The organism is uncultured Acetatifactor sp. (assembly GCF_948601915.1).
GTDB lineage: Bacteria > Bacillota > Clostridia > Lachnospirales > Lachnospiraceae > Acetatifactor.
The window spans coordinates 1-21741 of the sequence record NZ_CAPDXS010000003.1; the positions used below are offsets into that span (position 1 = coordinate 1).

16 protein-coding genes and 1 pseudogene (1 of these 17 only partly in view) are annotated in these 21741 nt (G+C 56.8%); 12 read left to right on the forward strand and 5 right to left on the reverse strand.

Features of this window, described 5'->3' with window-relative positions; all coding sequences use genetic code 11:
* Positions 1-289: 289 nt before the first annotated feature.
* Positions 290-919 (reverse strand): hypothetical protein, encoded by a 630-nt coding sequence (locus tag Q2B33_RS00845; RefSeq protein ID WP_296474920.1) that lies wholly within the window; start codon positions 917-919, stop codon positions 290-292.
* A 515-nt stretch (positions 920-1434) separates the two neighbouring features.
* Between Q2B33_RS00845 and Q2B33_RS00850 the strand changes: the two genes are divergently transcribed.
* The 6 genes from Q2B33_RS00850 (at position 1435) to Q2B33_RS00875 (ending at position 9061) form a co-directional block, all read left to right on the forward strand.
* Positions 1435-3102, forward strand: a complete 1668-nt coding sequence (locus tag Q2B33_RS00850; protein WP_300782091.1) for a methyl-accepting chemotaxis protein — start codon at positions 1435-1437, stop codon at positions 3100-3102.
* Positions 3103-3172: 70 nt separating this feature from the next.
* Positions 3173-5116: a beta-L-arabinofuranosidase domain-containing protein gene (locus tag Q2B33_RS00855; protein ID WP_300782094.1), complete on the forward strand. Its 1944-nt coding sequence runs from the start codon at positions 3173-3175 to the stop codon at positions 5114-5116.
* Between the two features lie 299 nt (positions 5117-5415).
* Complete coding sequence (locus Q2B33_RS00860; protein WP_300782096.1) at positions 5416-6129, forward strand: phosphatase PAP2 family protein; 714 nt, start codon at positions 5416-5418, stop codon at positions 6127-6129.
* Positions 6108-7199 (forward strand): lysylphosphatidylglycerol synthase transmembrane domain-containing protein, encoded by a 1092-nt coding sequence (locus tag Q2B33_RS00865; protein ID WP_300773182.1) that lies wholly within the window; start codon positions 6108-6110, stop codon positions 7197-7199. Before Q2B33_RS00860 ends, Q2B33_RS00865 begins: the two co-directional genes overlap by 22 nt.
* Positions 7200-7473: 274 nt before the next feature.
* Complete coding sequence (locus tag Q2B33_RS00870) at positions 7474-8130, forward strand: phosphatidylcholine/phosphatidylserine synthase (RefSeq protein WP_296474945.1); 657 nt, start codon at positions 7474-7476, stop codon at positions 8128-8130.
* Positions 8131-8185: 55 nt separating this feature from the next.
* Positions 8186-9061 carry a phosphatidylserine decarboxylase gene (locus tag Q2B33_RS00875; RefSeq protein ID WP_296474948.1) on the forward strand — a complete coding sequence of 292 codons (876 nt, stop codon included), beginning with the start codon at positions 8186-8188 and terminating at the stop codon, positions 9059-9061.
* Positions 9062-9068: 7 nt separating this feature from the next.
* Here the strand turns inward: Q2B33_RS00875 and Q2B33_RS00880 are convergent.
* Positions 9069-10235, reverse strand: a pseudogene (locus Q2B33_RS00880) (ATP-binding protein); the annotation flags it as partial.
* Between the two features lie 179 nt (positions 10236-10414).
* On the opposite strand from Q2B33_RS00880, the gene Q2B33_RS00885 reads away from it, so the two are divergent.
* Positions 10415-11818 carry a sodium-dependent transporter gene (locus tag Q2B33_RS00885; RefSeq protein WP_300563863.1) on the forward strand — a complete coding sequence of 468 codons (1404 nt, stop codon included), beginning with the start codon at positions 10415-10417 and terminating at the stop codon, positions 11816-11818.
* 328 nt (positions 11819-12146) lie between these two features.
* Here Q2B33_RS00885 and Q2B33_RS00890 read toward each other — a convergent pair whose 3' ends face one another.
* Positions 12147-13646 (reverse strand): hypothetical protein, encoded by a 1500-nt coding sequence (locus tag Q2B33_RS00890; protein WP_300563861.1) that lies wholly within the window; start codon positions 13644-13646, stop codon positions 12147-12149.
* 357 nt (positions 13647-14003) lie between these two features.
* Between Q2B33_RS00890 and Q2B33_RS00895 the strand changes: the two genes are divergently transcribed.
* The 3 genes from Q2B33_RS00895 to Q2B33_RS00905 are packed head-to-tail and all read left to right on the forward strand — an operon-like array spanning position 14004 to position 17676.
* Positions 14004-14891 (forward strand): sugar ABC transporter permease, encoded by an 888-nt coding sequence (locus tag Q2B33_RS00895; RefSeq protein WP_300815201.1) that lies wholly within the window; start codon positions 14004-14006, stop codon positions 14889-14891.
* A gap of 14 nt (positions 14892-14905) precedes the next feature.
* Positions 14906-15826 (forward strand): carbohydrate ABC transporter permease, encoded by a 921-nt coding sequence (locus tag Q2B33_RS00900; protein WP_300563857.1) that lies wholly within the window; start codon positions 14906-14908, stop codon positions 15824-15826.
* Between the two features lie 59 nt (positions 15827-15885).
* Complete coding sequence (locus tag Q2B33_RS00905) at positions 15886-17676, forward strand: extracellular solute-binding protein (protein ID WP_300563855.1); 1791 nt, start codon at positions 15886-15888, stop codon at positions 17674-17676.
* Between the two features lie 5 nt (positions 17677-17681).
* On the opposite strand, the gene Q2B33_RS00910 is transcribed toward Q2B33_RS00905, so the two are convergent.
* Together Q2B33_RS00910 and Q2B33_RS00915 are read right to left on the reverse strand one after the other, a co-directional pair.
* Positions 17682-19478: a histidine kinase gene (locus Q2B33_RS00910; protein WP_300782100.1), complete on the reverse strand. Its 1797-nt coding sequence runs from the start codon at positions 19476-19478 to the stop codon at positions 17682-17684.
* Positions 19475-20701, reverse strand: a complete 1227-nt coding sequence (locus Q2B33_RS00915) for a helix-turn-helix domain-containing protein (protein WP_300782102.1) — start codon at positions 20699-20701, stop codon at positions 19475-19477. Before Q2B33_RS00915 ends, Q2B33_RS00910 begins: the two co-directional genes overlap by 4 nt.
* Before the next feature lie 107 nt (positions 20702-20808).
* On the opposite strand from Q2B33_RS00915, the gene Q2B33_RS00920 reads away from it, so the two are divergent.
* Both Q2B33_RS00920 and Q2B33_RS24410 read left to right on the forward strand, forming a co-directional pair.
* The gene (locus Q2B33_RS00920; protein ID WP_300563849.1) at positions 20809-21132 is read left to right on the forward strand and encodes a hypothetical protein; all 324 of its coding nucleotides are present in this window, start codon (positions 20809-20811) and stop codon (positions 21130-21132) included.
* Between the two features lie 37 nt (positions 21133-21169).
* Positions 21170-21741, forward strand: the 5' portion of a protein-coding gene (locus Q2B33_RS24410) for a hypothetical protein (protein ID WP_300913833.1). Its footprint extends 175 nt past the window's final position; only the first 572 of its 747 coding nucleotides appear in the window; its start codon is at positions 21170-21172; the stop codon falls past the right edge of the window.

A 21741-nucleotide genomic window follows, 5' to 3' on the forward strand; every position in this document is an offset into this window, starting at 1 on the left:
GACCGGTTCAATCGCATGATTGCATTAGGCAGTATTCAGCGTTATGCAGTATAATATATTAAAATCCGTCATAGCGCTCCCGCTCGGAGTTCGGGAAGAAGTGCAGGCTGGCGGAGCATATCGAGGGCTGCGTGGATTTGGAGGAAAGAGGGGCGGAGAGGCCCGGGGACCGGATCGGCCGGTTTGGAGTCAGGACGCTTTCGTGGGGACGGAGCGCTCCCGTTCGTCAGGCATAGACCGGCGTACCGGCCCGCCGCAAAGGGAGCGCCCTATTTCCCTGCCAATATTCTTAATAATATGCCCAAAGTAAGGATAGCTGCCCCATAAGGCTCATGACGAACAGCACAAGGGTAATGACCATGGCCACGATGCTCAGAACCTTGCCCGCCAATGCCTGTCCCGCCTTGCTGGAACCGGCTCCCATCCTCGCCCTGGAGAAACCCAGGCAGGCCAACAGGACACAGAAAATGGGAGACCAGCACATTACCATGGCGAGAATGCCGAAAATCAATGCCTGGGTGGCCTCTTTGGAATTGTCTACAATCTGTACGGGAACCACATGGGGCATGCCCGTCTGCGGCCCCATGCCGTCCTGGGGAGGCAGGGACTGCTGCAGCACGGTCATAAGCTGTAATAAGTTATTCTTGTAAGGCTTCTTCTGCAGGGTTCCCACAAAGCCTTCCAGTCCCCACTCGCCGCCGAAGGTTCCCTTCAGCCAGGCCTCCAGGTGGAACCTCCCGTTGACATAGGACCACTTCAGATACTTGTATCCCTCCATCATGGCGTCGCCCGCCCGGTAGGCAGGTTCACCCTTCCAGTCTGACATGGTGAACCCGTTTTTCTGCAGATAATCGTTCATGATAAAAGCAACGAAATCTTCCGGTTGATTCAAATAGAAATCCTGAATGTATCTTGCCATTTCATCCCCTCCTCGCAGCCCTGCCTTCCTGTATCGGCCGCATGAATATTTTTATATATCATACCATATGCAGCGGGTAATTACAAGACAGGCAGGGACTTTACTTTAGACACAGTGTCGGGATTTTAACAAAATATTGCAACAACATGAGCTTTTATGATATACTGGCAGTAATTGCCGCACATGGAAAGCAGGACGGATGTCCGGCTTTCTCCATGCTTTTGTGTGGCTTTTTGTGCGTCTCCGGAAAGGGGCGCCTGACGGGCGGCTCCGGCCGCTGCGGAGGCGCTCATGGAAACGGACAGGAGAGGGGAGGTGTGAAGATGGCCGGTGGATAGAACGGACGGGATTTGGGCCGGAGGGACGATTCCGGCTTGGTGTTGGAGTTTTTAAGCCAATGACGGCAGAAAGCCCGGGGCGATTCGTGGGAAGATGCACGGGGAACCTGTGGAACCCGATGCGGACAAGGGCAGAGGGGCCGGGGATGAAATCATAGAGAGACGGGGTGCGTGAAGATGGACGGGAATCATTCTAAAGCGATACGAAAAAGCAAACGGATCGGGCGCAAGGTGGGGAACCTGGTGGCGCTGATGCTGGGGGTGAGCATAACCGTGGTGGTGATGCTCTGTGTATGGATGTTCTACAGGCTTACCATGTCCATGATGGAGGATGTGTGCGTAAGCGGAACCAATGTGCTGGCCTATGAACTGGCAAATTACCAGGGGCCGGAGGACAAGACGGCGCTTTTGGACGCCCTCAGCGGGCAGATGGGCTGCGAATTCACCATATTCCATGGAGACGAGAGGGCCTACACCACGATTCAGCAGGACGGGCAGCGGGCGGTGGGCACCAGGCTTTCCGACGAGCTTTCCGAGATCGTGCTGGAACAGGGGCAGTCTTATGTAGGCCGGGCATCCATCCTGGGGGAGGACCATCTGTGCTCCTATGTCCCTACAAAGGACAGTGAGGGCAGGACAGACGGTTTGATATTTGCCGGCATTTCCATGGCGGATGTGAACAGACAGGTGACGTTCACGGTATATTTGTCCTGTATTATCGGAATCGCGCTCATCATGGCGGGGATCCTGGTGGTGAGCGCTTATCTCAAGCAGACGGTCTCTAAGCCCCTGCACCGCCTGACCATACTGGCGGAATCGCTGGAACAGGGGAAACTGGGGCTCGGGACGGGCCAGGATGGGCAGGCCGGCGTCTATTCCAACGATGAGATCGGCGTACTGGCGAAGAGCTTCGACCAGACCATCGGCCGCCTGCGCAATTACATAGGGGAGATTTCCCATATGCTGGAAGCGATTGCGGAGGGGAATCTGACGGCTCAGATCAGCCAGGAGTATGTGGGGGATTTCGCCGCCATACGCTCCTCCCTCAACGATATCCTGGAGAAGCTTGACAAGACCATAAGCCAGATCGTGGTGAGCTCCGAGTGCGTATCCGGCGGGGCGGCCCAGATGTCCGCGGCGGCTCAGGGGCTGAGCCAGGGGGCCGTGGAACAGACCGGCGCCGTGGAAGGGCTGGAGAGCACCATGGAGGAAGTGGCGGGCCGGATCAGGCAGACCGCGGACAATGCGGGCCAGGCCCAGGAGCAGGCAGATGAGGTGGGCAGGCAGCTGACAGAGAGCAATCAGAAGATGCAGGAAATGATGGCCGCTATGGAGAAAATCAACAGCAGCTCCAGCGAGATTGGAAAAATCATAAAGGCCATTGAGGATATCGCATTCCAGACCAATATCCTGGCCCTGAACGCCTCCGTGGAGGCAGCGCGGGCCGGAGAGGCGGGCAAGGGATTTGCCGTGGTGTCCGGGGAGGTCAGGAGCCTTGCGGGCAAGACGGCGGAAGCATCCAAATCCACCGCGGCCCTGATCGAACACTCGATTGCCGCGGTGGAAGAAGGGGCCCTGATTGCGGACGCCACGGCCCGGCAGCTGGAAGGCGCGGTTGCCCAGGCCCAGGAAATCGTAGGCACCATCAATGACATCGCCGACGATGCCAGGACCCAGGCGGAGGCCATGGAACAGATACAGAGCCAGATCGGCCAGATTGCCAGCGTGGCCCAGACCAATTCCGCCACCGCCCAGGAGAGCTCTGCCACCAGTGAGGAGCTCAGCGACCAGGCAGGCCTGCTGAGGCAGTTGGTGCAGACCTTCCGCCTGCGCAGAGAGCAGTGAGCGGGAGCCGGCGCGGGGGGATGAAACCGTAGGGAAGCAGGTTACCTGTTCTCAGATAAAGGAGATAGCGATGGAACAAAACACGGTAAAGTGGAGGGAAGGCGGGAAGAGCGCTCCATGGAAGAAGGACATTTCAAGGAAATTCATGTATCTCAAGCCCGCGGACATCAAACCGGAAGGGTGGCTGAGGCGGCAGCTGGAGCTCCAGGCCCAGGGGCTGGCAGGGCATCTGGACCTGATCTGGCCGGACGTGCGGGACAGCAGATGGATCGGCGGCGACAGGGAGGGCTGGGAGCGGGTGCCCTACTGGCTGGACGGCTTCATCCCCCTGGCGTGGCTTTTGGAGGACCGGGGGCTGCAGAAACGGGCGGAGCGCTACATAGACGCGATTCTCTCCGGGCAGCAGGAGGACGGCTGGATCTGTCCCTGCGGCATGGAGGAGCGGGAGCATTACGATGTGTGGGCGGCGTTCCTGATCTGCAAGGTGCTGGTGGTGTACCAGGAGTGCAGCGGGGAGGAGGAAGGAGGGCATTCCGTCGAAGATGCTGTCTACAGGGCGCTGAAGCAGCTGCTGAACCATATCAGCGCCAGGACCCTCTTCGGCTGGGGCGCGGCCAGGTGGTTCGAGTGCCTGATTCCTCTGCTCTGGCTCCGGGAGAGGCGGCCCGAGCCCTGGATGGATGAGCTGGCCTATGTGCTGGAGGGCTGCGGCATCGACTATGAGAGGCTGTACGCCAGGCTCTCCTTTGACAGGCCCGGCGCGAAGCGCTACTGGACTTATCTGAACCATGTGGTGAACGTGGCCATGGCCCTGAAGTCCAGGGCGGAGATGAGCCTGCTCACCGGGGAGGACCCGGACGCCTTCGCCCTGGATTTCTACGAAAAGCTGCAGAAGAGGCACGGCATGGCCATAGGGCATTTCACAGGGGACGAATGCCTCTCCGGCACCAGCCCCCTGCAGGGCAGCGAGTGCTGCGGCGTGGTGGAGGCCATGTACTCCTACGAGGAGCTGCTGTCCATCGGCGGCAACCCCTTCTGGGGGGACCTCCTGGAGCAGACGGCCTTCAACGGTCTGGCGGCCACGGTGAGCGCGGACATGTGGAGCCATCAGTATGTGCAGATGACGAACCAGGTGGAGTGCACCAGGATGCCCCAGGGGAAGATGCCCTTCAATTCCAACAATGAGGAGGCCCATACCTTCGGCCTGGAGCCCCATTTCGGGTGCTGCACCGCCAACTTCGGCCAGGGCTGGCCCAAATTCGCCCTCTCCACGGTGATGCGGACGGAAAAAGGGCTGGCTGTGACGGTCCTTGCCCCCGTCAGGGTACAGACCCGGGTGGCCGGCAGGGAGGTGTGTTTGACGGTGGATACAGAGTATCCCTTCCGGGACAGCTTACGGATCCGCGTCATGCCGGAGGAACCTCTGGAATTCGAGCTCTCCGTGCGGATACCGGGGTTCGCCCGGGCGGCGCAGATCCGGGTGGGGCAGGAGACGCGGGACACCGTGCCCGGCAGCTTCTATATGTTAAAGAGATGCTGGAAAAAGGAAGATGAGGTTGTGGTCGAACTTCGGTTCCAGGAGGAGTTCGCGGAGCGGCCCAGCGGCATGTGGGCCCTGCGCAGGGGGCCTCTGTTCTATGCCATGCCCATAGAGGCGGAGCATGAGCGGATAGAGTATGAGAGGGACGGGGTGGAGCGGAAGTTCCCCTACTGCGACTACGCCGTCAGGCCAAAGTCGGACTGGGCTTACGGCTTCGGGGCGGGGCCTGTGCGGGAGGTGCAGGCCGAGATGCCCGGGATGCCCTTCGACCGGGAGAAGCCCCCTGTGATGCTGGAGACGGAGATGGTGCCCCTGGACTGGAAGAAGGAGGACGGGATGTGCAGGGAGCGGCCGGAATCCGTGGAGCCCTTGGGGGCGCCGGTGAAGAAGCGCCTCTACCCATACGGCTGCACTACCCTGCGGATGGCGGAGATGCCCAGGGTTGAGGCGCCGAAGGGGCAGACAAAGGATTGAGACATGACAGGCGGATGCCGCAGCGGAACGGAATGTCCCGGTAAATACGGGAAGGCTGCGGATCCGGCCTGAGGCCAGGCTGTAAAGTGCCAGCGTCCGGAAGATTTTTCCGGCGCTGGCATATCTGCGTATTTCCGGGCGGAATCCCCCGCTTAATATTCTCTAAAGATTTGTTAAAGATATGGGAAAACGTATTGAGCCGCAGTGAGAATTTTGATATATTCTTATATGGATTTGACAGGTAAGAAAAACAGGGGGTATATAATAGAGCCAAAGAGCGGATTCTATTATCGAGGATTATGGAAAAGCTGAGAAAAATGTTGGGCACCCTGATTCCGCCATACGGGCGGATTCCCCTGATGGTGGCAGTGGCCTGGAACATGACGGTGTACTTCGGATCCAGGGTGTTCACCAGCGGGTGGTTCCATCATGACATTGAGGGGAGATTGGACCGGCTGATACCTTTTGTGCCGTGGACGGCGGCGATCTACCTGGGCTGCTATGCGTTCTGGATCGTGAACTATATCCTGATCGCCAGACAGGAAAAACGACATGTGTGTCGGTTCTTCGCGGCGGATTTCCTCTCCAGGGCCGTGTGCCTGGCCTTCTACCTGCTCTACCCCACCACCAATACCAGGCCGGCTGTGGAGCCGGAGGGCTTCTGGAATCAGGTGATGATCGGGCTCTACGCCACGGACGCTGCGGATAACCTGTTCCCCTCCATCCACTGCCTGGTGAGCTGGTTCTGCTACATCGGGCTGCGGGGGAAGGAGAACATTCCGAAATGGTACAGAGGTCTGTCCTGCCTGCTGGCGGTGCTGGTCTGCATTTCCACTTTGACCACGAAGCAGCATGTGGTGCCGGATGTGTTAGGCGGCGTGCTCCTGGCGGAGATCTGCTTCTTCATCGGGAAGAAGGCCGGGGTGTGGGGGACATACGGGAGGATTCTGGATAAAATCAACGGAAAGCTCTGTCTGGAAGGAGGAAATCCGTGCGGTCAGGGAAGAAAATAATCTGGAATGCTTTTTTCTTAGCCCTGGTCTTCGGGCTTACCCTCTACGGCGTCTTCCACGGGGAGGATCTGGGCGCCATGATGGATGCCATCCGGGAAGCGGATATACGTTGGCTGGTTCCCTGCGTGGCCCTGGTGCTGTTCTTCATCTGGGGGGAATCCATCATCCTCTGGCATATGCTGACTTCCTACGGAATCAGGACCAGGAAGCGAAGCTGTTTCCTGTTCTCCTCCGCGGGCTTCTTCTTCAGCTGCATCACGCCCTCGGCCAGCGGCGGCCAGCCTATGCAGGTCTATTATATGAAAAAGGAGAAGATACCCGTTCCGGTGGCCGCGGTGATCCTGATGGTGGTGACCATCACCTACAAGCTGGTGCTGGTGCTGATCGGCGGGGGGATTGTTTTGTTTGGCCGCGGGTTCATGCACCAGTATCTGGAGGGGATCCTCCCCGTGTTCTGGCTGGGGATTCTGCTGAATGTGTTCTGCGTCGCCTTCATGACCGTGCTGGTGTTCTGCCCGGCCCTCACAGAGTCCATCCTGCAAAAGGGCCTTGCCTGGCTGGAGCGGATGCACTTCCTGCGCCGCAGGGAGCAGAGGGCCAGGAAGCTGGGGAAATCCATGGAGGCGTACCAGGACACGGCGCTGTACCTGAAGGAACACAAATTTGTAATCATACGCGTGATGCTGATCACCTGCCTCCAGCGGCTGGCGCTGTTTTCGGTGACGGGGCTGGTCTATCTGGCCTTTGGCAGGCAGGGGACGCCGTTGTGGGACGTGGTGCTGCTGCAGGCGGTGATATCCGTCTCCGTGGATATGCTGCCGCTGCCGGGGGGAATGGGGATCAGCGAGGCCCTGTTCATGAACATCTTCGCCCCTGTGTTCGGCACAGTGCTGCTGCCGGCCATGGTACTCTCCAGGGGACTGGGGTATTACGGCGAGCTTCTGATCAGCGCTTTCTTTACGGTAGTGGCACAGCTGTATTATACCTTCCGGCGGGAGGACAGAGGCAAAGCAGCAGCGGGTGAGCCGGAGCAGCAGACAGGGGCGGATGGATTTCGGGGCACGGACTAATATATGGGGGCGATTCTGCCGATATATACTTTGTATTATTTTTATTCCCGCGAGCAATGAGCCAAGCGGCCGTGCTTGCACGGCCAGTTGGCGAATGCCGCGAGGGTCAAATACCCCGCTGCTCTGCAGCGTTGCAAGCTTGATACCCCGTTGCTTGCAGCGGGGTATTTGATTTATCTTGCGGGCCTTTGGATTTGCTTTTTCGTCTGCTTTCGGCACCACGCAGGCGGAAGGAGGCGGAAAGACGGCACATGGGATATCAGGAGGGGTTTCTGTGATAGGTTTTTATGATTATACGGTGATACTTACATATATCAGCTTCGTATCCGCGGTGGCGGGGATTTTCTGTGCCAGTTCCAGGCAGCTGCAGTGGGCGATTTTCTTCCTGGCCTTTTCCGGGTTCTGCGACATGTTCGACGGGAAGATCGCCAGGACCAAGAAGAACCGGACGGAGGACGAGGAGAGCTTCGGAATCCAGATAGATTCCTTGTGCGATATCGTCTGCTTCGGGGTGCTGCCCATCGTGATCTGCTACAAGCTTGGGATGGACCACATCTACGGCATGGCCATCCTGGCGCTGTACGGGCTGGCAGGGCTGATACGGCTGGGGTATTTCAATGTGATGGAGGCCAAGCGCCAGAGGGAAGAAGGGGGGGCGCGTAAGTATTATCAGGGGCTGCCCATCACCTCCATGGCGATCGCGCTGCCGCTGCTGTTCGTGGTATCACCGCTGTTCCCCACCCACGGGGCTTTCATCGCAGTGCTGCATATCGTGGTGGCGCTGGTGGGGTTCCTGTTCATTTTGAATTTCCGGCTCCGGAAGCCTAATGTGAAGCAGGTGCTGCTGATCGTGGCGGCGGTGGCGCTGGCGGTGGTGGTGATCCTCTTTGCGTGGCATAGCTGGAGGAATCTGCTGAAGGGGCGCATATGAGGTTACGGCAGGCGTGGGCCTGGAAGGGGCTGCGGGCGCAGGGAAAGGAGCGTTTATGGGTTCGGTGGTAGTGGACAGGAAAGGTACGATCGTGGAGGCGGGCTCCCTGCAGGATGCCCTCCTGGAGGGGCTCTACGGCCATGTGCCGGGCAGGGCGCTGATGAAGCTCCTGGTGTCACCGGCGGTCTCGAGACTGGCGGGGGCCTTTTTGGATTCCGGGCTCTCAAGGGGGCTGATTCCCCGGTTCATCCGCAGCCATTCCATCGACATGGCGGATTACCGGAAGCAGGCATATGCCTCCTACAATGAGTTCTTTACCAGGAGACTGGCCCCGGGGGCGCGGAGGTTAGACCCCTGCCCGGAGGCTCTGGTGAGCCCCTGTGACGGCAGGCTCACGGTCTATCCCGTAGACAATCAGTGCGAATTTACAATCAAACATACACGGTATACGGTATATAGCCTTCTGCGGGACTATCGGCTGGCCGCGAGGTATGCCGGGGGATATGTGTGGGTGTTCCGGCTGTGCGTGGAGGACTACCACCGGTATATCTATGTGGACAACGGCAGGGTATCAGAGCCCGTGCGGATTCCCGGGGTGCTGCACACGGTGAATCCGGTGGCCAACGACCGTTTCCCCATCTACAAGGAGAACACCAGGGAGTACTGCACCATCCGTTCGGAGCATTTCGGAGAGATGCTCCAGATGGAGGTGGGCGCGCTGCTGGTGGGGGAGATTAGGAACCATGCCAGGGGCGAGCGGGTGCGCAGGGGCTGGGAGAAGGGGCGTTTCGCCTTCGGCGGCTCCACGGTGATTCTCATGACCGAAAAAGGCGCGGCCCTGCCGGACGGGGACATCCTGGAGAACTCCCGCTTTGGGCTGGAGACCAGGGTGCGCCTGGGGGAGCGGGTGGGGGGAAGGCCCCGGGGATGATCCAGACTTAGGAACCGCGCCGTTCCAAAGCGGCCCCAATCAGACGGTCTGTATGATCGGCCATGAAGAGAGGGACATTCAGTACGTCCCCGTCCAGTCTCAGGTTGTCCAGAGAGAAGCGAATCCGCAATTTTACTTTATCGGAAAACAGTTCCTTGAACTTTTTCAGGCTTTTGCCGGTCGTACTGGCTTCGGATTTGATCTCCACAGGGAAGATATCATTGTTCCGCTGAATCAGGAAATCCACCTCATAGGGCGGATTGCTCTGGCTCCAGTATCTGGGGGCGGCTTCGAACTGGGCGATTAATGCCTGAAGGACGTAATTTTCTGTCAGGGCCCCTTTGAATTCGGTGAACAGCCGGTTCCCTTCGCCGAAAGCGGTGGGGGCCAGCATTGCCAGGCGGCGTAGCAGGCCTACGTCTGCGAGATAGATTTTGAAGGCGGACAGGTCGTCATAGGCGCAGGCGGGGAGCCCCGGGGCGCTGCTCCGGTAGACCTTGTGCACCAGCCTGGCGTCCACAAGCCACTGCAGCGCATCTTCGTATTCTCTGGCCCTGGAGCCTTCTTTCACGACTTTATAGAGAAATTTCTTGTTCTCCCTGGCGAGCTGGGAGGGGACAGACTTCCAGACCATGGAGATTTTCGGGAACTGGGTCACGTCGGGATGCTTTGCGAAATCCCGTTCGTATGCGCCGATGATGTCGGACAGGGATTCCTGCATGGCATCCACGTCGCGGGCCTGGGTCCACATCAGCACAGGCTCCGGCATGCCTCCGGTCACATAATACATTTTCAGCTTCTCGTACAAAGGGTTGAAAAAGGCATCCGGAAGGGGCTCCGGTGTACGGACGGTATCCAGAAATGCGGCCAGGTTCGCATCCCCGTTGGCCAGGAGGAATTCCGTGAAGGTCATGGGATCGATCTGCATGAAGTTCACCTTGCCCACGGGAAAGGAAGACGGCCTGGCCAACGCGATTCCAAGCAAAGAGCCGGCGCATGCAATGTGGTACTCGGGCGCATTTTCGCAGAAATATTTCAGGGAGTTGATGACCTTGGGGCAGTCCTGTATCTCATCGAAAATGACAAGGGTCTTTTCCGGAAGGATTTTCTGCCCGCTGGCCAGCATCAGGTTCTGGAGGATGCGATTCGCGTCCTTTGTGGTTTCAAAGAACTGTCATATTATATTCCCGCACCGCGGGAAAATCAATCTGAAAAATAGGTGTGAATATATGATTTTATTATCCGAATAGCATTATAAAAGACCCTTGTAAAATCCGCCCTCCCTTAGTATAATGAGATTTCTATTACTTGGCCATTGAAGACAGACAAACGAGGAAAGGTTGGAGGAAAGGTATGGAACATCAAAAAAGGAATTCATTTTCAGGCTCGGTGGGCTTTGTCCTGGCGGCGGCCGGAAGCGCCGTAGGGCTGGGGAATATCTGGAGGTTCCCCTATCTGGCGGCAAAGGACGGGGGAGGGCTGTTTCTGGTCATCTACCTTGTATTGGCGCTGACATTCGGGTTCACGCTTCTCGTCACGGAGGTGGCGATCGGCAGGAAGACCAAGCAGAGCCCGCTGACGGCCTACGCGAAGCTGCGGCCAAAGTGGGGATTCTTGGGCGTGGTGGCCTCCCTGGTGCCGGTGATTATCCTGCCCTATTACTGTGTGATCGGCGGGTGGGTGATCCGGTATTTCCTGGCCTATCTCACGGGGGAGGGTATGCAAGCGGCCCAGGACGGGTATTTTACGGATTTCATTACCAGCCAGTTCTCCCCCATCGTGATGCTGGCGATCTTCCTGGCCGTGGTATCCGTGATCATCATCCTCGGGGTGAACAAGGGGATTGAGAACTTCTCCAAGGTGCTGATGCCGATTCTGATTCTCCTGGTGCTGGGGATCGCTGTCTTTTCCCTGACGATTTCCCATACGGACGCGGACGGCGTCACCAGGACGGGGCTGCAGGGAATGCGGATCTATGTGGTGCCGGATTTGAGCGGCATCACCCTGCAGGGCTTCTTTACCGTGCTCCTGGATGCCATGGGGCAGCTCTTCTTCAGCTTAAGCGTGGCCATGGGAATCATGGTGACCTATGGCTCCTATGTGAAGGACGACGCGAACCTGGTCCGCTCCATCAACCAGATTGAGATTTTCGACACCCTGGTGGCATTCCTGGCCGGCGTTATGATTATCCCGGCTGTATTCACCTTCATGGGCAGGGAGGGGATGGAGGCCTCCGGGCCCAGCCTGATGTTTGTTTCGCTCCCCAGGGTCTTTGCGGCGATGGGCGGGATCGGCCATGTGATCGGATGCCTGTTCTTCGCCATGGTGCTGTTCGCGGCCCTGACCAGCGCGATCTCCGTCATGGAGGCGGTGGTCTCCAGCCTGATGGACAAGTTCCACTGGTCCAGGCTGAAGGCGTCTTTGGTGGAAATGGCGGTGGCCCTGGCCGCGGGGATCGTGGTATGCCTTGGCTACAACATATGGTACTTCGAGCTGAAGCTCCCCAACGGGGCCACGGCCCAGATTCTGGATGTCATGGACTATCTGAGCAACAACCTGTTCATGCCCCTGGTGGCCATCGGAACCTGTGTCCTGGTGGGATGGCTGCTGAAGCCCAAGGCTGTCATCGACGAGGTGGAGAAGACAGGGGACAAGTTTGGCAGACGCAGACTGTATGTGGTGATGGTGAAGTTCGTGGCGCCGGTGCTGCTGTTGATTCTGTTTTTGAAATCGGTTGGGGTGTTGACGGTGATTTAAACGGAAGCAGGCGGGGACGGCCACGGTGCGCACAGGCTCTGCCCTGCGCAGACAAAAGTAGCAGAGAGCCTGCCGCACAGGCAGCACCTCGATGTCTGCGCATCCTATCCTGGAGTCTGCGCAGACAAAAGCTGCAGAAAGCCGGCTGTTCGGGGGGCTGACTTCTGCAGCTTTGCTGCGCATTAAGCTATATTCAAGACCGCCGGCATTTACAAATATGCCCTGGTAGGCGCATGTAAATGACGGTATTTCGATATGTTTTGCCCGTGTTTTTCGTTTTTGCGCAGTATAAGTCATAATAGTTCCCGCGCTTCTGCCGGGTGGAGCTTCAGCGCCGCGCCAGGAAGAGGGTAAGCTCCTCCCCGGAAGAAAGAATCCGGAAGCCGCTGTCTTTTGGGACGGCGGTTCCGCCTGCCGCGCAGAGCGCATATTCCCGTTCCCCATAACGGTAACAGATTCGGTCCTCGCGGCAGCTTGGCTGTGCCGGACAGCCCTTTGCATCGAGGAACAGTTCCCGGATGCCTCTGATTCGGATGCCCTCTTCCGTGAAGATTACCTGTCTGTCCCCCCAGGACACGGTCAGACACCCATCCCCTGCCTTTGCCACGCAGAGGGGCATGCCCTGGAGATCCAGTACAAGCCCCTGGTTTCCCTCCCACAGGAGCGTGTCCACCACGGGCAGGTTCTCATAGGTGGCATCCCAGGTCTCGCAGGGCCTGTCCAGATACCTCTCCGGCGCGTCCTCATCGAAGCAGTACAGGCAGCGCAGGAAGACTTTCCCGTCGCAGCGGAAGAGATTGGCGACGTAATTCTTACAGTCGTAGTAGACGGACTGAATCCGGTCCGTGCCTTCCCAGTCGTCCAGGGCGCTGACGCTGGTGGCAGGCGTGCCGTCGGGATAAGTCTTCCGGAACCATTCTCCCGTCTCCCCCATTTTCCAGACGCACAGGTCGGGCCAGCTCTTCAGCTTCTCGAACTGCATCCGTAGGCCGGGCAGGAGGTCCGGGCCGAAGCTGTTCTCCTGCCCAAGCTGGGCATAGGAGAAGCCCAGGTCTTCATTCCGGAAATAGTTCCGGAAGAACCAGTCCACGGTTTCAGGGTTGGAACCGGATTCCCAGATGGGCTCCAGGGTGCAGCAGCCATGGTAGGGCAGGTATTTTTCGTTTGTCATGTACCGCTCTCCGTCATAATTATGAATCGGGTCAGGGCCCAACAGGCGGAACATGGGCACGTTGACCTGCTGCTCGGCCGATTGGGCCGGGGTGAACATGCTGCGCCTGGAGGGATAGTAGGCCTGGTTGAAATAACCGCCTACAAGTGTGTAGGCATCCGTGTTGGTCTGGTCCCGGCAGATGGCGAAGGCCTTGACCGGATAGTTGTCCGCCAGATAGTTCACGGTATAGCTGTCCAGCAGCCAGCTGGCAACGGTCTTCGGATATTCTCCGAATATTGCCCGGAAGTCTTCCATGGCAATGTCGATCAGCTTCTTTCTTTCCTCCACGGTGTAGGCCATGGAGAAGCCCGGTATCACATGCCAGTCCCAGGGCCAGCCTTCCCGCCCTCTCCAGGGTATGCCGGCCTTTTGGGTCAGGGGCTGCACGATCTCATACCATAATCCCAGCTCCATATGGCTGTCAGCCTCCCTGCGGAACAGCTCCTGATAGCCCGGATCGATCGCCGCGTCATATTGCAGCAGGAAGGTGCTGTCCAGGCCGTATTCCTTCACCAGCGCCACTTCCGCGGCAGTGGTCTCATATAGGATGCGCTCCGAGTCCTCCATCCTGGGGTCGCACTGTCTTACAAAGTTCATGATGTTTATGATCTTCATATGGATACCTCCGTTTCATGAATCCAGTCATTAAAGTTTATTATAGGGGATTGGGATAGAAAGGCAATGTAATATTTTTGCGGATTCATTTTCCCCTATCTGAAAAAAGTACAGGAAATCCAATAAAATTTCGGTTTTTGCCTACCCCTCTTTTCCGGACAGAATAAAAGTACAAGCGCAGGAGATGGAATTCCATGGCTATGCGGAGACGGAATTCCTATAATAGGACTATGACGATGGGGCTAGCGAAGCGGTTCCTGTCTGAGGCGCACTGGAATTAAGAGGATAGGAGAGCGAGGGGGAATGACAATGCAAAAGGGTCTGTCAGCAGGCAAATCAGCCGGGCCATCCAAAAAAGTGAAGAAGGATTACAGGCTATTGATCTATCTATTGCCCTGCCTGGTATTGGTGATTGCATTCGGGTATGTGCCCATTGCCGGATGGATTCTGGCCTTTCTGGATTACATTCCGGGAATCTCCTTAAAGGAATCTCCTTTCGTGGGGCTGAAATACTTCGAGCTGATTTTATCTGACAGCGCTAATATGCTGCGGGTCATGAAGAATACGGTGACTTTCGCGCTGTTGGGCTACCTGGTGGCGCCGCTGTCCATGATCTTCGCCATCGCGCTGAATGAGGTCAAGGGGAGCAGGCTGAAGCGGACGATCCAGACGATCACCACATTCCCCAATTTCATCAGCTGGGTCATCGTGTACGCCCTGGCCTTCCAGTTCTTCTCCTATGACGGGATGGTCTCCAATGTGCTGATGGACTTAAATATAACGGACAAGCCCACCAGCATCCTGGCCAGCAAGAATGCGGTCTATGCGTTCCAGACCTGCATGGGTCTGTGGAAAGGACTTGGGTGGAGCGCAGTCATCTATCTGGCAGCCATCGCGGGCATCGACCAGGAGGAGTTCGAAGCGGCAGCCATCGATGGGGCCAGCAGGATGCAGAAGATACGCTATATCACGATTCCGTCCCTGATGCCCACGTTCATCGTGCTGATGCTGATGCAGGTGGGCAGCTTCGTGGGAACGGGACTTGACCAGTATCTTGTCTTCTACAATGGCATGGTGGCGGACAAGATCGAGACTTTGGATCTGTATGTGTACAGGGCTACGCTCCTGCGCAGCGACTATTCTTACGGCACGGCAATCGGGATGCTGAAATCCCTGATCTCCATCGGGCTGATGTTCGGGATGAACGGCCTGTCGAAGAAGATTCGCGGCAATAGCATCTTTTAGAGGAGGAAAGGCATATGGCCAGGATGAAAAAGAAGAGCTTCAGGGACCGTATCACATTGGGCGACATCATCAATGTCATCGTACTGCTGGCATTTACCTTTCTGTGTTTCTACCCGTTCTGGTACATCTTCATCGGGTCGGTCAGCAATCCGAACATATCGGTGCGCACGCTTACATTCCTGCCCAGGGATGTGACATGGTTCAACTACAGGGAGGTGCTGCGCTCCAAGGGCCTTATGGAGGCCATGACCGTATCCGTGGCCCGCACGGTGCTCGGAACCCTGCTGTCAGTGCTGCTGACATCCTTTATGGCATACCTGTTCACCCTGCGGAAGATGCCTGCCAGAAAGTTCTTCTACCGCCTTGTCATCATCACCATGTATTTGAGCGGCGGTCTGATTCCCACCTTTCTGGTGTTCAAGTCTTATGGGCTCCTGAACTCTTTCTGGGTGTATATCATACCGGGGGCAATATCTGTATATAATATGGTCCTGGTGAAGACTTTTATGGAAAATGGGGTGCCGGAGTCTCTGGGGGAATCCGCCAGCCTGGACGGGGCGGGGCCCATGACGATCTTCTTCAGGATCATGCTGCCGCTCTCCCTGCCGATCCTTGCCACAATCGCGCTGTTCGTGGCTGTGGGGCAGTGGAATTCCTGGTTCGACAATATGATCTACAATACCAGGAACAGCGAACTGGACACCCTGCAGTACCTGCTGTACAAGAAGCTGAACGAAGCCAACAAGATTGCGGAGGCAGCCCGCAGCGGCAGCACGACGATGGTGGGGGAGATGCTGACGAAACAGATGACGCTGACGCCGGACTCTATCCGGATGACGATCACGATGCTGGTGACGCTGCCGATCCTGTGCGTCTATCCTTTCCTGCAGAAATACTTCGTGAAAGGCATCATGGTAGGTGCGGTCAAGGGATAAATCGGGGAAGGTTCCTCCCCTTTTTATAAATGCATGGAGGAAAAGAGAGGAGAAAAAGTATGAAGAGAAAATGGATAAGTCTGTTGCTGACAATGACTATGATGGCAAGCATGCTTACCGGCTGCGGCGGGGACGCGCCTTCTTCGGGGGAATCCCAGAGCGCTGACACCGGAGGCGGCGGGGTGCAGGAATCCGGCGATTCCCAGGGCGGAGAGCAGGAAAGTGGGACTTCCGGCGAAGCGGATGGGGATCTGGTGCCAGTCACCTGGATGATCCTGGGAATGGATTATGAGGAGAGCGATACATGGCCCACGGAAACCTTCAAGGACCTGCAGGAGGCCCTCAGGGAATATGCGGGGGTGGAGCTTACCATGGAGGGATGCGACGCGCAGGAGCTGGATCTGCTGCTGGCCGGATCGGAGCTGCCGGATATCATCACGGTGAACAGGGATTACTGCAACACCCTCCTGACAGGCAAGAAGGTGATGAAGCTGGACGATTATCTGGACCTTGCCCCGAACCTGGAATCCCTGAGCGCCACCAGGATGGCTGCCATGCGCAAGTATTATTCCAATGGGGACGGCGGGCTGTACTTCTGGACGCCGTTCATCGGAAAGGAGCCGGTAGGCTCCGAGGAGTGGAATGGCTTCACCATCCGCTGGGACTGGTATAAGGAGCTGGGCTATCCGGAAGTGAAGGATGAGGATGAGTTCCTGGATGTGGTGAAGCAGATTGTGGACAACCATCCTACTACGGAAAATGGTGATAAAGTATACGGTGTAGCGACCTTCTCGGACGGGAGCCTCTGGGGATGGTGGGCATTCGGATGCTTCTATGGGTTCCACAACCTGTCGGATGCCTATTCCATCCGGATTGCGGACAATGCCAACGAGGTGGTCAACAACTTCACCACCATGGATTCCCCTGTGTGGCATGCCATCGAGTATTATTACAAGGCGAACCAGATGGGCATCTTCGACCCGGACTCCCTGACCATGAAGGGCGAGGATCTGAATGCGAAAGCCACCAACGGGCAGCTGGTATCCCCTCTGTGCGGCTGGTACAAAGGTTCCCTCTATGATAATGCCAGAGCCGAGGACCCTGATACCCTGGCAGGCTATATGGTGCTCCCGGTGGAAGGACAGTATAACTGGGACGGCGCGCAGTTCAACATCGGCTGGCAGTTCTATACGGGCGTCAGCGCCGAGACCCCCTATGTGGAGCAGATCATGAAAGTCTTCGACTACATGAACAGCGAAGAGGGAGCCCGCATGGCATATATGGGCAAGGAAGGTCGCGTATGGGAAATGGTGGACGGGGCTCCCGCTATCAAAGAGGAATACATCGACCTGAAGCTGAATGGTGATTCCAAGGAGATAGCCCAGAAGACGAACTCCATGGCTGCCCATATGATCGGCCTGTCCCACAGCGCGGTGCTGTCCGACGGAGGGATAGCGAACCTCTGGAATTCTCCGGAGATCTGGAAGCGTACCTTAACCCCGCTGCAGCAGGATTTCTGTGAACATTACGGAGTGGAAGTGCCTTCACAGGCAGCGCAGAAGCTGGTGGAAGAGGGCAAGGCATTCGACAAGAGCGCCGGAACCATGGCCCAGGATGTCATCGCGCTAATGCCCGGTATCCCGGCAGACATCAGCAGAATCGATACCAGATGCACGGATATCATGATCAAAGCCATCCCGAATCTGGTGCTGGCTGAGGACCAGGCTGCATTCGACCGGATAAAGGAGGAAACGCTGGCCGAGCTGGAGGCAGCGGATATCCAGACTTCCATTGATTGGTGGAGCGCTCAGGAAAAGGACATCAAGGAATATCTCCAGACCGTGGAGTAAAAAGGTTATACGGAAAGCTGGCTGTCGCAGAGCATACGGATTCGGACAGTCGTGCCCTCACCGGCTCGGGACCATATATAAAGTCCCGAGCCTTTTCCGTATTGGAGCAGGATGCGGCGGTTCACATTGGACAGCCCGATGCCTCCCGACCGGGATTCTGAGGCGGGCGGCTCTCCCACGCCCTGCTGCAGGCGCCGGTTCAGGCATTCGAGCTCATCCTCCCCTATGCCCTGCCCATTGTCCTCCACATAGATATCCAGCCAGGATTCATCCTGGCTGGCCCGGATGCGGATGGAGCCGGATTTCCCCGCATCGATCGAGGACTGCAGGCCATGGAGGAAGGAATTCTCCACCAGAGGCTGGAGGATGAATCGGAGGATAGGCCGGGGCAGGAGCGGATCGGGGATATCAAAGGTGCACTGGGTCTTGAGGCCAAAGCGGTAATCCATGATATCGATGAAGTTCCGGACAAAGGCCTGTTCCGTGTCCAGGCTCCAGAAGATGCCCGGCTGGGAGAACACGGGACGGATGATATTGCCCAGGGCGAACAGGGCCTGACAGACATTTTCCGCCCGGGCCATGGCTGCCATCCAGCGGATGGTGGTGAGGCTGTTGTACAGGAAATGGGGGTTGATCTGGGACTGCAGGGTCTCCATTTCCAGCAGACGTTTTTCCTCGGCATAGTTTTTGTTGGCAGTCACCAGGCTCTGGATATGCTCCATCATATGGTTGAATTGCCCTACAAGGATATTCAGCTCGTCATATTTCTGGGGAGAGAGGCGCTGGCTAAGGTTCCCCTCATTGATGGGCTTCATCTGGGCCGTGATCTCCTGGAAAGGATTCAGGAGCCTGCGCCCTGTCAGGGAGGAGAGGAGCACCGCCAGGAAAATCGCCACCAGGAAGATGGCGCTCACGGTCAGGAGCAGGGGGAGCGAATCCCGCAAAAAGACAGAAAAAGGAATCCTTTCGGTGAGATACCAGTCTGTGCCGGCGAGACGGCCGGTAATCGCCACATCCTGAAAAAGCCAGGAATCCTCGGATGTGCCGGCAGTTTCCGGGACAGAGAGAAGGGAATCGCCCTTCGCGTCGCAGAGGGTGACATAGGCGCCTTCATCCGCATGTTGGGAGGAGAGGAAATTGAAATACTCCGTGGGAATGTTGACGGAAAACACGGAGAAGCGGTGGCTGCTCTTATAATCGGCAATGGGCTGCAGGATAGAGACCACAGTGGAACCAGCCTCTTTCTGCCTGTAACGGGTGAGGAACAGCTCCATTTCCTGATATTGCCCTCCCCATGTGACGCCGGAGGTGGAGGTGATGGATTCCCAATTTTCCGACTGCTGGACAGGCAGGGGGGCATCCTCTGTACGTCCCTGGATCTGCATGTTTTTGCTGACGCAGAGCACAGGGCCGTCTCCGTGGAATACCGTTATGGAATTGATGTAATTACAGGAGGATATGATGATGGACAGCTGGTTCATGACAGACCGCTGCAGCAGGATATCATCTACGTCATAGGAACGCGAGGTGGTGAGATAGATCCTCATGTCCTTATCCTGCAGGAGCTGAGAGCGCATGTCCGACAGGCTGCCTATGAGATTGTCCATCTGATAGGTCATGTAGGCCAGACGGTCCTCTGCCTCCCGGATGGTCTGTCTGCGGGAAATCGCCAGGAGTATGAAAAAACCTGATAGCAGGGCTATCATCAGCACGGCCAGATGGATCCACAGGACAGAGACTGTGAAAGAGCGCAGCAGGCTTTTACGGGTTCGGGGGAGCAGAAGGGGGGTTCTTGTCTTCATAACTTTCTCCAATCCTTTGGTGACACATCTGTCACTTTCTTGAACACTTTTGAGAAATACCCTTCATCGGAGAACCCTGTCCTGCAGGCGATGTCCCAGATTTTATATTCGCCCTGCTCCAGCAGATATTTCGCCTCCTCTATCCGCATATTGGTCAGATACTTCCGGAAGGGAATCTGGATCTCCGCGTGGAAAAGGGAGGAGAAATAGGCCTCGCTGAGCCCCACCTTCTCTGCCACGGAGCGCAGCGACAGGTCAGGGTCGGACAGGTTCTCCCGAATGATTTCCAGCGCGGCCCTGATCTCCGGGCGGTAGTTTGGCAGGAAGGCTATCCCGTCCGTCTGGTCTGAGGCCTGGCGCTTTTGGGCCGACAGAAGCTGGCGGCAACAGGCGGGAAGCCTTGCAAAGTCCCCTGCTCTGTCCGCCAGCAGCGAAAGCCGGATGTTCAGGTAGTCCTGAAGCTCCCCCCGCAGCCTCTCCAGCAGGGCATGGAGGTCTGGGGTGTTCCCGGAGCGGGAGATTTCGGGAAAGAAGAACAGGAAGAACCTGCGCTCATCCAGCATAAGGGGTAGGCAGCGGAAACCCGGCGTATATTGATGGCCTGCCAGATCCACCAGGTTCTGGCAGATATGCTCGGAGAGACCGCCGGAGGCCTGGCTGTCGGCCTTGTAGACCTCGGCAATCGTCCCCAGCACTACGGGGAGGGCACCGGAGACGGACAGGTTCAGTTCCTCCAGCGCGCCCTGGGTCTGCCTGCAGAGGGACTCATCTGCCAGATAGGCCTGCATGAGCTGGGAGAAGCGGTTCCCCACAGGAGCCCGGGCAGGTTCGAGCTGCCTGGCCTGCTTGTCCAGCGCCTCCCTGGCCTTCTGGAGGCTGGCCTGTATCTCGGCCTCCGTCATGGTGGCCTTCAGCAGATAGTCCCGCACTCCCAGGGACATCATCTTCTGGAGGGTCTTGAACTCCTCCAGGCAGGTGATGACGATGATATAGGGCTCCAGCCCCGCGTCCCGCACGGATTCGATCAGCTGCTGTCCGCCCATGCCGGGCATCAGGAGGTCGGTGATCAGGATGTCAGGACAGCTTTTTTGGATAGCCCGCAGGGCCTCCGCGCCATTGCCGGCATCACAGACCACCTGCATATTGTATTTTTCCCAGGAGACACTGTTCTTGATCCCCAGGCGCACGAAAAACTCGTCTTCCGCTATGATGACCTGATACATGACCTACCTCTTATCTGAAAACGGGCTGCATTTGTAATGCCTTTTTTCCATTATAAACAAATCGGCGGAAAAAAGCAACCGAAGCACTTGCCATTTCCGGGGGGCGGATGATAGAATGGAGGTACAGACAGGAGGTGCTTGCGGTGGCGGGGAACAAGGAAGAAGGGTATTCCTTTGAAGAAGGGCATTCCTTTGAAGAAGGGCATTCCTTTGAAAAGGCAACGATTCAATGGCACCCGGGTTTCTACAGTGCGGCAGAGCTTGAATTGATTTCCAATAAAGACGCGCTTGCGTTTGAGAGAGAATACAATCTGAGCAAAGCGCCGCTTCGGATGGATCTGCTCATTATAAAGAAGCTGGCGGATGTACGCATTGAGAATGAGATTGGGCGCATTTTCAAAAGATACAATGTATATATATGTAGCGATTAAATCTTGCCCCAAAACCGGATAAACGGCATGACTGGCTGTGCTATACGACTGGCAAGAATTAAATGCCGTTTATATAGTAGAGTACAAAAGTCCGGAGGATGGACTGTCCATAGACGACTACTACAAGACGATAGGATATGCATGTCTGTACAAAGGATTCGGGGAGACGGTGGACGAAGTTCCCGCGGAAGAGCTGACAGTATCGATTTTCCGGGAGAGATGTCCCAGGGAATTGCTGAAAGCTTTGAAAAAAGCGGGACTTAAGGTTGAACAGCGTTTTCCGGGAATATACTATATAGAGGGGAATGTGCTGTTCGCCACACAGATTGTGGTGACAGGGCAGCTAAGCCCTAAGGCCCACAGCGGGCTGCGCATTCTATCCAGAAATGCCAGAGAGGAAGATATCAGGACTTTCATAGGCAAGGCGGCATTGCTGACGGCACCGGGGGACAGGGACAATGTGGAGGCAGTCCTGCAGGTCAGCATTTCTGCGAATGAGAAAGTCTACGATGAGGTAAGGAGGGATTTTGCCATGTGTGATGCACTACGAGCGCTTATGAAGGAAGAAATCGAGGAAGAGAGAAACAAGAGCAGAGAATCTGGAATGGC